The organism is Candidatus Protofrankia datiscae (assembly GCF_000177615.2).
Classification (GTDB): domain Bacteria; phylum Actinomycetota; class Actinomycetes; order Frankiales; family Frankiaceae; genus Protofrankia; species Protofrankia coriariae.
The window spans coordinates 3,904,290-3,918,116 of sequence record NC_015656.1 but is presented as its reverse complement, the minus strand read 5'-3'; the positions used below and the strand labels follow the sequence as shown (position 1 = coordinate 3,918,116).

13 protein-coding genes and 1 riboswitch are annotated in these 13,827 nt (G+C 72.0%); of the genes, 11 read left to right on the top strand and 2 right to left on the bottom strand.

Annotated elements, in window-relative coordinates; translation table 11 throughout:
• Window positions 1-24 precede the first annotated feature (24 nt).
• The 3 genes from def (at window position 25) to FSYMDG_RS16325 (ending at window position 3,346) form a co-directional block, all read left to right on the top strand.
• Window positions 25-573, top strand: coding sequence for a peptide deformylase (def, locus tag FSYMDG_RS16335; RefSeq protein WP_013874503.1), 549 nt, complete (start codon window positions 25-27; stop codon window positions 571-573).
• 194 nt (window positions 574-767) lie between these two features.
• Window positions 768-1,793, top strand: a complete 1,026-nt coding sequence (fmt, locus tag FSYMDG_RS16330; RefSeq protein ID WP_013874502.1) for a methionyl-tRNA formyltransferase — start codon at window positions 768-770, stop codon at window positions 1,791-1,793.
• Window positions 1,790-3,346 carry an RsmB/NOP family class I SAM-dependent RNA methyltransferase gene (locus FSYMDG_RS16325; RefSeq protein WP_013874501.1) on the top strand — a complete coding sequence of 519 codons (1,557 nt, stop codon included), beginning with the start codon at window positions 1,790-1,792 and terminating at the stop codon, window positions 3,344-3,346. The genes fmt and FSYMDG_RS16325 overlap by 4 nt, the downstream gene beginning before the upstream one ends.
• 300 nt (window positions 3,347-3,646) lie before the next feature.
• Here FSYMDG_RS16325 and FSYMDG_RS16320 read toward each other — a convergent pair whose 3' ends face one another.
• On the bottom strand, window positions 3,647-4,210 hold the full coding sequence (locus tag FSYMDG_RS16320; protein ID WP_043603827.1) for a hypothetical protein: 564 nt from the start codon (window positions 4,208-4,210) through the stop codon (window positions 3,647-3,649).
• Window positions 4,211-4,693: 483 nt separating this feature from the next.
• On the opposite strand from FSYMDG_RS16320, the gene FSYMDG_RS16315 reads away from it, so the two are divergent.
• The 7 genes from FSYMDG_RS16315 to ribH all read left to right on the top strand — a co-directional run bounded on the left by FSYMDG_RS16315 (window position 4,694) and on the right by ribH (window position 10,884).
• On the top strand, window positions 4,694-4,915 hold the full coding sequence (locus tag FSYMDG_RS16315) for a hypothetical protein (RefSeq protein ID WP_013874499.1): 222 nt from the start codon (window positions 4,694-4,696) through the stop codon (window positions 4,913-4,915).
• Between the two features lie 289 nt (window positions 4,916-5,204).
• Window positions 5,205-6,029: an SAM-dependent methyltransferase gene (locus FSYMDG_RS16310; protein ID WP_131772726.1), complete on the top strand. Its 825-nt coding sequence runs from the start codon at window positions 5,205-5,207 to the stop codon at window positions 6,027-6,029.
• 298 nt (window positions 6,030-6,327) lie between these two features.
• Window positions 6,328-7,026, top strand: a complete 699-nt coding sequence (gene rpe / locus FSYMDG_RS16305) for a ribulose-phosphate 3-epimerase (RefSeq protein WP_013874497.1) — start codon at window positions 6,328-6,330, stop codon at window positions 7,024-7,026.
• A gap of 154 nt (window positions 7,027-7,180) precedes the next feature.
• Window positions 7,181-7,642 carry a dCMP deaminase gene (locus tag FSYMDG_RS16300; protein WP_043606823.1) on the top strand — a complete coding sequence of 154 codons (462 nt, stop codon included), beginning with the start codon at window positions 7,181-7,183 and terminating at the stop codon, window positions 7,640-7,642.
• 268 nt (window positions 7,643-7,910) lie between these two features.
• Window positions 7,911-8,039: riboswitch (FMN riboswitch) on the top strand.
• Window positions 8,040-8,162: 123 nt separating this feature from the next.
• Window positions 8,163-8,987, top strand: a complete 825-nt coding sequence (locus FSYMDG_RS23390) for a riboflavin synthase (RefSeq protein WP_013874495.1) — start codon at window positions 8,163-8,165, stop codon at window positions 8,985-8,987.
• Complete coding sequence (locus FSYMDG_RS16290) at window positions 8,984-10,411, top strand: bifunctional 3,4-dihydroxy-2-butanone-4-phosphate synthase/GTP cyclohydrolase II (RefSeq protein WP_013874494.1); 1,428 nt, start codon at window positions 8,984-8,986, stop codon at window positions 10,409-10,411. Before FSYMDG_RS23390 ends, FSYMDG_RS16290 begins: the two co-directional genes overlap by 4 nt.
• Window positions 10,408-10,884, top strand: coding sequence for a 6,7-dimethyl-8-ribityllumazine synthase (gene ribH, locus FSYMDG_RS16285; RefSeq protein WP_013874493.1), 477 nt, complete (start codon window positions 10,408-10,410; stop codon window positions 10,882-10,884). Before FSYMDG_RS16290 ends, ribH begins: the two co-directional genes overlap by 4 nt.
• A 342-nt stretch (window positions 10,885-11,226) precedes the next feature.
• Here ribH and FSYMDG_RS16280 read toward each other — a convergent pair whose 3' ends face one another.
• Complete coding sequence (locus FSYMDG_RS16280) at window positions 11,227-11,886, bottom strand: TetR/AcrR family transcriptional regulator (protein ID WP_043606818.1); 660 nt, start codon at window positions 11,884-11,886, stop codon at window positions 11,227-11,229.
• Window positions 11,887-12,208: 322 nt separating this feature from the next.
• On the opposite strand from FSYMDG_RS16280, the gene FSYMDG_RS16275 reads away from it, so the two are divergent.
• Window positions 12,209-13,762, top strand: a complete 1,554-nt coding sequence (locus tag FSYMDG_RS16275; RefSeq protein ID WP_013874491.1) for a DHA2 family efflux MFS transporter permease subunit — start codon at window positions 12,209-12,211, stop codon at window positions 13,760-13,762.
• The last annotated feature ends 65 nt before the right edge of the window (window positions 13,763-13,827 follow it).

Below are 13,827 nucleotides of genomic sequence, written 5' to 3'. Positions count from 1 at the left end.
GCGGGCGAGGGAAGAGGGGCGGCAGTGACGGTCCGAGAGATCCGACTGTTGGGGGACCCGGTGCTGCGGACGGTGGCCGAACCGGTCACCACCTTCGACAAGGAGCTCCGCCGCCTGGTCGCCGACCTCGTCGAGAGCATGCACGAGGCGGGCGGGGTCGGGCTGGCCGCGCCGCAGCTCGGGGTGTCGCTGCGGGTGTTCACCTACCACGTGGACGGTGAGGTGGGGCACCTGGTCAATCCCGTCCTCGGGCCGTTCAGCGAGGAGCTGATGGACGGTGAGGAGGGCTGCCTCTCCCTGCCCGGCCTCTCCTTCGAGCTGAAGCGGCCGGAGCGGGTGATCGCGGTCGGCCAGAACGTCCACGGCGATCCTGTCACGATCGAGGGCAGCGGCCTGCTGTCACGCTGCGTCCAGCATGAGACCGACCATCTCGACGGGGTGTTGTTCATCGACCGGCTGGACCCGGAGACGAAGAAGGCGGCGATGAAGGCCATCCGCGAGGCGGAGTGGGCCGGGCAGGCTCCGCCGGCGGTGAAGGTGTCCCCGCACCCGCTTTTCGGCCGCGCCCGCTGACCTGCCTTTCCTTGCCCGCTCGGGCTCGGCCGGCGACTGTTCCGCGGATGTTCCGCGGAACACGACCCGCTGGACCGCGTACGCGCGGGACGCGGCTAGCGTTGGACCGTGCGCACTTTCCTGTCCCCGTCCGCCCTGTCTTCGTCCGCGGGACTCAGGGGATCCGTGGGAGCAACCTGGTCGGGTGGTCGCTGATGCGGGTGGTGTTCGCCGGTACCCCGGCGGTGGCGCTGCCGAGCCTGCGGGCGCTGCTCGACTCGTCCCGCCACGACGTCGTCGCGGTCGTGACCCGTCCCGACCGGCCGGCCGGACGCGGCCGGAAGGTCGCGCACTCGCCGGTGCGGACGCTCGCCGAGGAGCGGGGCGTGGAGGTGCTGACCCCGCAGAAGCCCCGTGACCCCGACTTCCTCGCCCGGCTCACCGAGATCGCCCCGGACTGCTGCCCGGTGGTGGCCTACGGCGCGTTGCTGCCCCGGGCCGCCCTGGACATCCCCCGGCACGGCTGGGTCAACCTGCACTTCTCCTTGCTGCCCGCCTGGCGCGGCGCCGCGCCGGTGCAGCGCGCCCTGCTGGCCGGTGACGACGTGACGGGCGCGTCGGTCTTCCAGATCGAGGAGGCCCTCGACAGCGGCCCGGTGTACGGGACGCTGACCGAGCCCGTCGGCCCCCACGACACCGCCGGTGACCTGCTGGCCCGGCTGGCCGATGCCGGCTCCCGGCTGCTCGTCGCGGTCCTGGACGGGATCGCCGACGGATCGCTGCGGGCCTGGCCGCAGCGATCCGAGGGGGTGTCGATCGCGCCGAAGCTCGACGTCGCCGACGTGCGGATCGACTGGTCCGCGCCGGCCTACCGGGTCGATCGGCTGATCCGGGCGGCCACTCCGGCGCCTGGCGCCTGGACGACGTTCCGCGACCACCGGATCAAGATTGGCCCGGTGCGTCCCGTCACCGTCGTGGAGACGACGGCCGTGGTGACAGCCGTGGCGGCGGGGAAGGGCGATGGCGGGACAGGCGCCGCCGGCGGGGACAGCGCCACCTCCCTCGGCATCGAAGATCTTGCTCCTGGGCAGATCGCCGTCGGCGGTCACGGCCGGATCGCGGTGGGGACCGGCGGCGGGGTCGTGCTGCTCGACGAGGTCCGCCCCGAGGGCCGTCCCACGATGGCCGCCGACGCGTGGGCGCGGGGAGCCCGCATCGCCGCCGGCGAGAGGTTCACATGAGTCCGGCCCCCGCCGGGGGCACGCGGGCACGGCAGCGGGCCCGGCCGCCGGCGTCCCGGGCCGATCCCGCCCGGCTGCTCGCCTGGGAGGTCCTGCGGGCCGTCGACGAGCGTGGCGCCTACGCGAACCTGCTGCTGCCGGCGCTGCTGGCCGGCCGCCAGCTGTCCGCCCGCGACCGGGGTTTCGCCACCGAGCTGACCTACGGCACCCTGCGCGCCCTGGGTGTCCTGGACGGGCTGCTCGCCACGGTCGCCAACCGCCCGGTGGACGAGGTGGACCCGCCGGTGCGGGACGCGTTGCGGCTGGGTGCCTACCAGCTGCTGCGCACCCGGGTGCCGGCGCGGGCCGCGGTCGACTCGACCGTCGACCTGGTCCGCCGGACCAGCGGTGAACGGCCGGTACGGTTCGCCAACGCGGTGCTGCGCCGCCTCGCCGCCCGGCTGGAGGCCACCGGCGGCGATCTCGCGGTGCTGCTGGCCGCACCCGGCTATGACGACGACCCGGTCGGCCATCTGGCGACGGTCACCGCGCATCCCCGCTGGGTGGTCGAGACGTTCGCCGCCGCCCTCGGCGGCGACCTGGCGCGGACCCGCGCCGCGCTGGCGGCCGACGACGAGCGTCCCAGCACCCATCTGGTCGCCCGTCCTGGCCTGATCGACCGGGACGGGCTGCTGCGGGCGGCCCGGGACGCCGGCCTGGCCGCCGAGCCCGGCCCGTGGTCGCCGTACGCGGTCCGGCTGGCCGGCGGGGATCCGGGGCGGCTGCCGGCGGTCCTGGCCGGCCAGGCCGGCGTGCAGGACGAGGGCAGCCAGCTGGTCGTGGCCGCGCTGTCGCGGGTGGCCACGGTCGGGACGGACACCGGGGTGAGCGTCGATCTGTGCGCCGGACCGGGTGGCAAGACCGCCCTGCTGGCGGGCCTGCTGCCCCGGACCAGGCTGGTCGCGGTGGAGCCGCGGGCCACCCGGGCCCTGCTGGTGGCCGCCGCGGTGGCACGCCCGGCCCCGGCGCCCGATCCCGCCGACGCCGTGAGCGGCCCGGCGGCGGCCGTGGGAGATGCCGCGGGCAGCCCGGGGGCCGGTGCGGAAGGCATGGCGGGCGGCCCGGTGGCGGGCCGGTCGAACGTGGTGGTGGTACGTGCGGACGGGCGGGCGGCGCCGCTGCGTCCCGGCAGCGCCGACCGGGTGCTCGCCGACGTGCCCTGCACGGGCCTGGGGGCGCTGCGCCGCCGGCCGGAGGCCCGCTGGCGCCGCACGCCGGCGCAGGTCGCGCCCCTGTCCCACCTGCAACGGCAGTTGCTGGCCGCCGCCGTCGACCTGGTGCGCCCCGGCGGGGTGGTCGGGTATGTGACCTGCTCGCCGCATCCGGCCGAGACCGTCGAGGTCGTGACGGACGTCGTGACGCGGCTGGCTGCGCGCGGCGTCGGCGTGTCCGTCCTGGACGCGCGGGAGTACCTGCCCGGGGTGCCGGATCTCGGCGACGGCCCGTTCGTACAGCTGTGGCCGCACCGGCACGGCACCGACGCGATGTTCCTGGCCCTGCTGCGCCGTTCCTGAGCCCCTAAGCCCTGCCGCAGCCCTGCCGTGCCGGCCTCAGCAGCGAAAGCTGGGGGTGGAAACGGCCGCTGGAGCGACCGTTCGTTCCCCCGCTTTCATGATTCGGTATTCGACAATATTCGATCATGAATGTTGGACTGGCTTCGGGACGGGTCCGTGCGCTGGAGATCCGATCGGTTCCGGGGCGGTCGGCTCTGCCCCGCCGGGGCCGGGGCGGGCGAGAGCCGACGGGCGGGGGCAGGCCGGCCTGCCCCCGCCCCGCCGCGGCCCGGCGGGTGGGCCGTGCGACGGTCGTCAGGATCAGGAAACCTGGCCCTTGACGCAGTTCTGGGGGCCACAGGCGATGGACCGCCAGTAGTGGACGCCGTTCACGTCCCAGCTCAGGGCTCCCCAGATGGCGCCGGTGGCGGTGTCGGAGCACCAGCCGCCGGTGGGCGCGTCGCCGATCGACGCCGTCCGTCCCAGATCGTTGCCCTGTCGGACGGTGCCGGCCTCCCCGGCCACGTTGGTCTTGCCGTTGGCCTGCAGGTTGGCCAGGCGCACCTGGTAGGTGTTCTGGTTCTGCCAGATCTCGACGCGGGCCCCGGGGCCGGAATGCTGCTCCCGCAGGGTCCAGGGGCCGGACGGCGGCCCGCACAGGTTCTGGACCTGGTCCTGGGCCTGCCCGGGAATCCCGGTCTGGGTGGGAGTCGACGTCGGACTCTGGGTGGGGCTCGGCGTGGGGCTCCCGGTGGGGCTCGGCGTGGAGGGCGACGTTGGGCTCTGTGTCGGGGTAAGGGCTGGGATCTGCGGCAGGGTGGGGGTCTGGGCCCACGCGGGTGTGGCGGCCAGCGACAGCCCGACCGCCAGCGTGGCGGTGGTCACCAGCGTCGTCAGGATCGTAGCCGGCCGGCGTCGTGACGCGACCGGACCATGTGGGATGACATGCACTATTCGGTATCCTTTCTCCACCCGGAACGGCGGACGCAGAGTAGTCACGTCCACGCTGTGTGTTTCAGTTCCGGTGCGAAAGTTCCCTTCAGGTTTCCCTGGCAGACCTGTGGCCAGCGCGTTCACCCCTTCCGGGTCTGTCCGCCCCCAACGGGCGCTCCCATCTCCCAGCCGTCCCGACGTCCGCCATTTCACCGCTCGCCGTCCAGCCGTCTCGCCCTCCCGTCTTCTCCGGCGGTGGCGGCCGCTATGCGGCCCGCGCCGTGATCCCGGCCGCCCCGCGTCGGTTGGAGCCAGCGCGGTACTGGCAGCGTGTGATGGGCTGACGGACGGCACCCCGCGCACACCGGCGACGCGGCGGCAAGCCACCGTCTGTTCGGCGGCACCGTACCGGTTGGTACCGATTGCGGATCTTGAATGGTCGGGGTCCGGGTCAAGACCCTGATCAAACGCATCCAGTACCGACTCGACCTCGTCGTCGACTTGCTCGGCCAGGCCGGCCGGACCATGGATCCGGAACCGCAGAAGCCGGACAGGCCCCGGCCGTTCAAAGCCTGCGGCAATCCCGACGCGCGTCAACATGCCTTGAAAAACCTCAAAGAAATCAACCGAAGAACAAACTTCGGCGGCCCGGCGTAGTGGCGAGGTCGGGTCACGACCGGGGAACGCGCCGATGCCCTCGGCGATCGCGGCGAGGGATGCGGCGGTCCTTACTCCGCCGACGGGCATCGAGGTAGGAGCCAGGGCGGAAGGTGGGGCTTAAGAGGGCGGTCTCGACTCTGCCGGCGAGCCGGCTTCTCTAAGATCTGACGCGTTACGTCACTTCCGCTTCTCTTGGCACCGGAGTGCCGGTTGCGGCGGTGACCCGCCTTGGTCGAGAGGGGGAGTGTTGTCCGACAGCGAGAGCCAGCACGGCACGCCAGATCCGGTGTCACTGAACGTACGCGACAGGGTGTTCGTCTCGACCTGGATCGAGGCCGGGGTCGATATCTCGGTGCCGAGCATCGCCCGGGTTTATGACGCGCTGCTCGATGGGAAGGACAATTTCCCGGCCGACCGCGCTGTCCACGACCAGCTCATCCAGGTGATCCCGGATGGCAAGACCGCTGCCCAGTACAACCGGCAGGTGCTCCGGCGGGGCGTCGAGTTCATGGTGGAGCAGGGCGTCCGCCAGTTCATCGACCTCGGCTCGGGTCTGCCGGCCGCCGAGAACACCCACCAGGTCGCCCAGCGAATTGCGCCCGAGTCGAAGGTCGCCTACGTCGACATCGACCCCATCGTGCTGGCGCACGGCCGGGCGCTGCTGGCCGAGAACAGGAACACCACGGTCATCACCGCGGACTTCAGGCGTCCCGACGAGGTGCTGAGCAACCCGGACGTGACCGCGCTGATCGACCTGTCGAAGCCGGTCGGGCTCCTGATGCTCGCGGTCGTCCACCACGTCCACGATGACGAGGACCCGGCTGGTCTGGTCCGCGCATACGTCGACCGGGTGGTGTCGGGCAGTCACCTGTTCCTCACCCACTTCGTCGACCACGGCGAGGAGACCAAGCCCGTCGAGCAGGTGCTTCTCAACGAGCTGACGAGGGGGCGCTTCCGCTCGATCGAGGAGATCACCTCCTACTTCGACGGGCTGGAGCTCATCGAGCCAGGCGTGGTCTACAACCCCTTGTGGCGTCCCACCGAGCCGGTCGCCAGGCCGTACCCGCTCGCTGTCCGGCTGGTCGCGGGCGGCATCGGGCGCAAGTCGTAAGATTTGCCATCTTTTGCCATAAGAATCGATCCGCCGACGCGCCGAACGGACGGCCGCTCCGACGCGCCGGTGGGGTGCCGACCGGAGGGATGCGGGGCCCTGCCGCGCGCGGCGGGGCAGGCGGGGTCCTGTTCGGCGCGGCGTGTGCGACGCCTGTGTTTTCGACGTCATGGCTCCGTTCGCGGGTACCGCCGCTCCGGCGTGGAGGAGTGGCGCGTTGTGACGGTGGGTTTGGGTGATCGCCACAGGGGCGGACGGGGCGGTGGTGGGCCGCTGATGGGTCGATACGCTCGCGGGTGTGGCAACCGCGCAGATCTACCCGAGCCTGCTGGCCGCCGATTTCGGGCGGGTCGCCGACGCCGCGCGTGCGGTCGAGGGTCATGCCGACTGGCTGCACGTCGATGTCATGGACTACCACTTCGTCCCCAACCTGGCGTTCGCGCCGGACACGGTGACCGCCCTGCGCACGGTCACCACCATCCCGCTCGACTGCCATCTGATGATCGACGATCCGGACCGCTGGGCCGCCGGCTACGCAGAGCGGGGCGCGGCGAACGTGACCATCCATGCCGAGGCCGTCCGCGACCTGCCCCGCACGACCGACGCCATCCGGGCCGCCGGCGCGCGCACCGGGCTCGCGGTCAAACCGGCCACCCCCGTCGAGCGTTACGTCGACGACCTGCACCGTTTCGACCTGCTGCTGCTGATGACCATCGAGCCCGGGTTCGGCGGCCAGAAGTTCATGAACGAGGTCCTGCCGAAGATCGAGGCGGCCCGGCGGCTGCTGGACGACCGGGGGCTCGACCTGTGGCTGCAGATCGACGGCGGGGTCAACGCCGAGACCATCGAACGGGCGGCACGGGCCGGGGTGGACGTCTTCGTCGCCGGCACCGCCGTCTACGGTGCCGCCGACCCGGCCGCGGCGCTGGAGGCGCTGCGTGCGCAGGCGCTGGCCGCCTCCCCCCGGCTGGTGGCGCCGGTCCTCGAGAAGGGCTGACCGGGCGGTGGCGGCGGACGGCCGAGCGGGCCCGGGACGCCAGGAACCGGCTGGTGGCGGTCCGGCGGGCGCGGAGAGGGCCGGTCCCGAAGCGGCGGCCGGTCTCGAGACGGCGGCCGGTCTCGAGACGGCGGCCGGTGCGGACGAGCGGTGGCTGCGGATGGCGGTCGAGATCTCCCGGCGCTGCCCGCCGTCACCGAGTGCGTTCTCGGTGGGCGCGGTCCTCGTCGACCGGTCCGCGGGCCTGGCGGCGGACGCGTCCGCGCGGGTGCTGGCGACCGGTTACTCGCGCGAGCTCGACCCGCGTGACCACGCCGAGGAGGTCGCGTTGCGCAGGCTCGCGCAACATGCCCAGGACGGCCCGCCGGTCCCGGCCGGCTCGCTGACGCTCTACAGCTCGCTGGAGCCGTGCAGCGCCCGGGCGTCACGCCCCCGGACCTGCACGGAACTGATCATCGAGGCAGGGATTCGCCGGGTGGTCTTCGCCTGGCGTGAACCCGAGGTGTTCGTCGACTGTGAAGGCGCGGAGATCATGCGGCGCGCCGGCCTCGACGTTGTCGAGGTGCCGTCCCTGGCCGCGGCGGTCCGGGCGGTCAACGCCCATCTGCTCGCATGATCATCATTCGCGTGACGTTTTCCGCATGACGTTTCTCACACGATGCCGTTCATGTGACGTCGCTCATATGGAACACTTATATAAACCGTCCAAGCGTAATCGTCCTGGTGGCAAATACGTATAAAAGCGGATGTACGGGGCTGGTTGCCCGCAGCTGGACGCGCGAAGATGGACGAAGAGTGATGGGTGTGCTGCCGTCCGGTATCACGTGAGCTTTCTTGCACCTGTGCCGTCCGCATGTGCCAGACTTGGTCAGGTAGTTAGCAGCACGCGCGCTCCGGGGTCGGTGAAAATCCGAACCGGCGGTGACAGTCCGCGACCCGTCCGCAGCCAGCGGACGGCTGATCCGGTGGAATTCCGGGACCGACGGTGAAAGTCCGGATGGGAGGACGCGCGCGGGCGTGTGCTGTTCGACGGCCCCAGGCCTGCCGACGGCCCGTCCGGCGCCTGTGCGCCGGATGCGTCCCGCGTGATCGCCTCTGTCTCGGACGTGGCGCCGGGACGAGAGGGCACACCAGGAATGTTCACCGGCATCGTCGAGGAACTCGGCGTGGTCGCGGCCGTCGAGCCGCGGCCGGCGGCCGCTCGACTGATCATTGACGCTACGAAGGTGCTCGAGGACGTCAGCGAGGGCGCGTCCATCGCGGTCAACGGGGTCTGTCTGACCGTCACCAGCTGGTTTCCCCATGGCGAGGGGCAGGCGTTCGCGGCCGACGTCATGCAGGAGACGCTCGACCGTTCGTCCCTGGGCGGGCTGCGCGCCGGTGACCGGGTCAACCTGGAGCGCCCCGTGCGCCTGGCCGACCGCCTCGGCGGGCATCTCGTGCAGGGGCACGTGGACGGCGTCGGCGTGGTCCTCGAACGCCGCTCCAGCACCTCCACGACCACCTCAGCGGCATCCACCACAACGACGGCCTCCGAAGTGGCCTCCACCGTGGCCTTCACGACGGTATCCACAGCGGCCTCCGGTGACGCGGCGGCGACGGGAGGCGATCCCGTCACCTTCGGCCCGGACACCCAGTGGGAGATCGTGCGCATCAGCCTGCCGCCGGGCCTGGAGCGCTATCTCGTCGAGAAGGGATCCATCACCGTCGACGGTGTCAGCCTGACGGTCGTCGAGATCACCCCGGCGGACGCGACGACGCCCGCCACGTTCACGGTGAGCCTGATCCCGACGACGTTGCAGGTGACGACCCTCGGTCGGCGAGGGGTGGGGGAGCGGGTCAATCTCGAAGTCGACGTGCTGGCGAAATACGTCGAGAAGCTTGTCGTCGCGGGGGAGGCGGCCGGTGCCGGCTCGTCCAGCACCCCCGTCATCCACAGCGGGAGCGGGCAACTGTCATGATCAAAAATCTGCCAGTCGGTGATACGCGTTTCGCCTCGATCGACGAGGCGGTCGCGCAGATCGCCGCCGGCCGGCCAGTCGTCGTCGTCGACGACGCCGACCGCGAGAACGAAGGCGACCTGATCTTCGCGGCGGAGAAGGCCACCCCGGAGCTGTTGGCCTTCATGATCCGTTATACCTCCGGGGTGGTCTGCGTGCCGATGGACGGCGCCGACCTCGACCGGCTCGAACTCGACCAGATGGTCCCGCACAACACCGAGCGGATGGGCACCGCGTTCACCGTCTCCGTCGACGCCCGGGCCGGGGTGACGACCGGCATCTCCGCGGCCGACCGGGCGCTGACCATCCGGCTGCTCGCCGACCCGGCGACCACCGTCGCGCACATCACCAAGCCCGGCCACATCTTCCCGCTGCGCGCGAAGGTCGGTGGGGTGTTACGGCGTCCCGGCCACACCGAGGCCGCGGTGGACCTGGCCAGGCTCGCCGGGCTGCGTCCCGCCGGAGCCATCTGCGAGATCGTCAACGACGACGGCAGCATGGCCCGGCTGCCGGAGCTGACACGGTTCGCCGAGGAGCACGGGCTGCTGCTGATCTCCATCGCCGACCTGGTGGCGTACCGGCGGCGCAGCGAACACCACGTCGAGCAGGTCGCCGACACCAGGATCCCCACCGGCTACGGCGAGTTCCGCGCCTTCGGCTACCGCGGCGTCATCGAGGACGTGGAGCACGTCGCGCTGGTCAAGGGGGACATCGGGGACGGCCGTGACGTCCTGGTGCGGGTACACAGCGAATGCCTCACCGGCGACGTCTTCGGCTCCCGCCGCTGTGACTGCGGGACACAGCTCGACGCCGCCCTGCGCATGATCGCCCAGGAGGGCCGGGGCGTGGTCCTCTACATGCGGGGGCACGAGGGCCGCGGCGTCGGCCTCATCCACAAGCTGCGGGCCTACCAGATGCAGGACGCCGGGCACGACACCGTGGACGCCAACCTCGCCCTCGGCCTGCCCGCGGACGCGCGCGACTACGGCACGGGCGCCCAGATCCTCGTCGACCTCGGCATCCGGACGATGCGGCTGCTGACGAACAACCCGACCAAGCGGGCCGGGCTGGAGGGCTACGGCCTGGAGGTCGTCGAACGGGTCGGGCTGCCGGTGAACTTCACCCCGGAGAACCTGCGCTACCTCACCACCAAGCGGGACCGGATGGGACACGACCTGCCGGGCCTGCCGAAACTGCCAGCCGTGCAGGCAGGGCAGGCAGGGCCGAAGGTCGCGGGAGTCCGCGCCGACGTCCCGCTGCACTGCGTCGGGGGCACGAGCGTCGGGAGCGCGGGCGCGCACCCGGTCCGTGCGACGGAGGCGGAGCCGGCGGTGACGGACGAGGAACTGCTGATGGCGGACATGTGCCAGGGTGAGACGGCATGAGCGGTCAGGGCGCGCCGGCGCCGTCGATCCCGGACGGCGCCGGCCTGCGGCTGGCCATCGTGGCAACCCGTTGGCACGCCGAGATCACCGACGCCCTCGTCGACGGCGCGCTGCGAGCGGCCAAGGACGCCGGGGTCGCCTCCCCGCTGCTGGCCCGGGTGCCCGGCGCGGTCGAACTGCCGATCGTGGCGGCGGCGCTGGCCGCCCGCCACGACGCGGTGGTGGCGCTGGGCGTGGTGATCCGCGGTGGCACCCCGCACTTCGACTATGTCTGTCAGTCGGTGACGCAGGGGCTGACCGAAGTCGCCCTGGACACCGGGATTCCGGTGGGTTTCGGCGTGCTGACCTGCGACACGGTCGAGCAGGCGCTCGACCGTGCGGGCCTGCCCTCCTCGGCGGAGGACAAGGGCCGCGAGGCCACCTTCGCCGCCCTGGAAACCGCAACCGTCCTACGGGACCTCCGCCACGGTTAGTCCTGGGTCAGGGCGTGCCTGACGGATGTTCGATCGCGCGGGCGGCGTCCAGCCGGCCACATCGACCAACATCTATCAATCGACCAACATCTATCAGACGCCCTGTGGCGCGCTCTTCCGGATCGGTCGCGGCTGGTCTGTCGTTTCGACCGACGGGTCGGTGTCGTCCAGGCTGAAAGTCGTCCAGGCTGAAATCGGCCGGCAGCGCGGTGTGGAACAACGACGTGGAACAACAACTCGGCCCGGAAACGGCGGCCCCGGGGTGCCGGTGTCGGCGCGCCGGCCGTTCGGGCGGGTCCTTCTCAGGCGCACGATCTTCCGGATGCGCGAGCCGGGGGATCTTCAGATGGGGTCCGTGGCCCGGGTGCCGAAGGCGTGCAGGAAGGTGTCGACCGCGGCCCGCGCGACAGCCCGCATCTCGTCGTCGGAGATGGCCTGGGTGCCGAACCGGGTCCGTCCCTCCAGTGAGCCGGTCAGCAGGGCGGCGAGCTGTTCCGCCGCCGCCGCCGGGTCCCCCGCCCGCAGCCGGCCGGCCAGCGCCAGCCGGGCCAGCCGGTCGGCGAGCGCCTCGGTGACCGGGTTCGTCGCCCGCCCCTGGATGATGTCGAGCAGGTCGGGAAACTGGTTGATCTCGGCGTACAGCAGCCGCCGCAGCGCCCAGCCCCGCTCGTCGCAGAAACACTGGATCAGGTGGTAGCCGACGTCCTCCAGGGCGGTGCGGACGTCGCTGTCGAGGTCGCGCAGCCGGTCGACCGCGGCCAGGTTCTTCGCCAGCGCGCTGTCGGCCTCGGCGGCGATGGACGCGCGCAGTAGGGCCTGCTTGTCGCCGAAGTGGTTGTAGATCGTGTGCTTGGCGACCTGCGCCTCGGCCGCGATGACGTCCAGAGTTGCCTGGGCGTATCCCTCCCGGGCGAAGACCGTGAACGCGGTACCGAGAATGGCCGCCCGCCTGTCGACACGCCTACGCCTGCCGCCGGACGGCCGGTCCGCGGTAGCCGGCAGAGCCGCAGCGGCCGCAGCGGTCCCAGTGGCCGCGGTGATGGTGGCGGCGGTGGTTGGAACGGACTGAGCGGCCGGAGCGATCGGTGCGGTGGCGTCGGCGGCTGCCGGCCGCGCATGCCCGGTTGCCGGCGCCTCGGTCGCGCCGCCCGACCGTCCGCCGGTTGTTCGCCCGCCGGCTGGCCGGCCGCTGTTCACGGTCCCGCTCATGGCCTCACGGTACCGGTTGCCCTCCTTCCATCCCCGGGACAGCCACAACGTTGAAAACGTCATGGTGCTGTAAAGTGCACTCACACGTGCACAACGATGCTCACTGGAGGGCACTATGGCGGACGCGTCCCAGGAGCACGACCGGTTCGACCCCCCACTCCGACGGCTGATCGCCGTGGTTCTGCTCGGCGGGATCATGGGGATCCTGGACGGGTCGGTGGTCGCCGTCGGCGTCGACACCCTCGCCACCCGGTTCCACACGTCGCTGAGCACGATCGGCTGGGTCTCCACCGGCTACCTGCTGGCCCTCACCGTCGCCATCCCGATCACCACGTGGGCCGTGGACCGGTTCGGCGCCCGGCGGCTGTGGCTGGCCGCCCTCGTCGCGTTCCTGGCCGCGTCCCTTGCCTCCGGACTCTCCTGGAACATCTCCAGTCTGATCGTCTTCCGGATCGTCCAGGGCCTGGCGGCCGGCGTTCTCGACCCGCTGGTGCTGACCCTGCTGGCCCGCGCCGCCGGCCCGCGCCGGGCCGGGCGGGTCATGGGCCTGATGGGCATGGTGCTCTCGACCGGGCCAGTGCTCGGCCTGATCGTCGGCGGGATCGTCCTGGCGGACTTCTCCTGGCGGTGGATGTTCCTGATCAACCTGCCTATCGGGATCGTGGCGCTGGTCGGCGCCGCACGGGTGATACCGCCCGACCCGCCGCGAACCGCAGAACGCCTCGCCCGCCTCGATGTCGCCCGCCTCGACGTCGTCGGCGTCGCCCTGATCGGGCCCGGGTTCGCGGCCGTCGTGCTGGGCCTGACGCAGGCCGCCGAGCGCACCACCGTCGCCGCCTGGCAGGTGCTCATCCCCCTCGCCGCGGCCGTGACGCTGCTCGCCGGGTACGGCCTGCACGCGCTGCGGGCGCCGTCGCCGCGCCGCACGCCACCGCTGATCGACCTGCGGCTGTTCGCCAACCACGGGTTCGCCGCGAGCGTTGCCATCATGACGCTGGTCGGCCTGACGATGTTCGCGAACCTCTTCGTCCTGCCGCTCTACTACCAGCAGCAGCACGGGCGGGGCACGCTCGCGTCCGGGCTGCTGGTCGCCCCCTTCGCGGTTGCCGCGGTCATCGCCATGCCGCTGTCCGGACGGCTGTCCGACCAGCTCGGCGCCCGCGCCCTCGTCCGGGGCGGAGCGGTCGTCACAGCCCTCGGCGAGCTGGCGTTCACCCGGGTCGGCGGGCACACCAGCGAGGTGTGGCCCGCGCTCGCCGCCTTCGTCGTCGGCGCTGGGCTGAGCTTCGTCGGCGCGCCGACCATGGGATCTCTCTACCGGACCCTGCCCCCGGCGTCGGTGCCCCAGGGCAGCTCGGTGCTCTACATCCTCAACCAGCTCGGCGCGGCGATCGGCATCGCCGTCGTCACCCTCATCCTGACGACCATCGGCCCCGGCGACGGGGACGGGACGGCGGGTTTCCACGGCGTCTACTGGTTCGCTCTCGTCGCTGTCGCCGTCATCCTGGCCGCGAGCGCGCTCCTCCCACAACGGGACGCGGGCCCGACCGCCGCCACGCCCCCCGCGGCGCCAGCGGTCACCGAACCGGCTACCGAACCAGCCACTGCGCTGGCCACCGAGCCGGCTACGGAACCGGCCAGCGAGGGCGTCGCAGCCCTCGACAGGTGACCACGCCGGAGCACCAGGGTGCTGCGCCCTTCCGGGCGGGGCGAATGAACGACGCGCTGACGCAG

Coding starts and splice junctions, on each gene's coding strand:
- fmt (WP_013874502.1), top strand. CDS start 768: ATGCGGGTGGTGTTCGCCGGTACCCCGGCGGTGGCGCTGCCGAGCCTG.
- FSYMDG_RS16325 (WP_013874501.1), top strand. CDS start 1,790: ATGAGTCCGGCCCCCGCCGGGGGCACGCGGGCACGGCAGCGGGCCCGG.
- FSYMDG_RS16315 (WP_013874499.1), top strand. CDS start 4,694: ATGGTCGGGGTCCGGGTCAAGACCCTGATCAAACGCATCCAGTACCGA.
- FSYMDG_RS23390 (WP_013874495.1), top strand. CDS start 8,163: ATGTTCACCGGCATCGTCGAGGAACTCGGCGTGGTCGCGGCCGTCGAG.
- FSYMDG_RS16290 (WP_013874494.1), top strand. CDS start 8,984: ATGATCAAAAATCTGCCAGTCGGTGATACGCGTTTCGCCTCGATCGAC.
- ribH (WP_013874493.1), top strand. CDS start 10,408: ATGAGCGGTCAGGGCGCGCCGGCGCCGTCGATCCCGGACGGCGCCGGC.
- FSYMDG_RS16275 (WP_013874491.1), top strand. CDS start 12,209: ATGGCGGACGCGTCCCAGGAGCACGACCGGTTCGACCCCCCACTCCGA.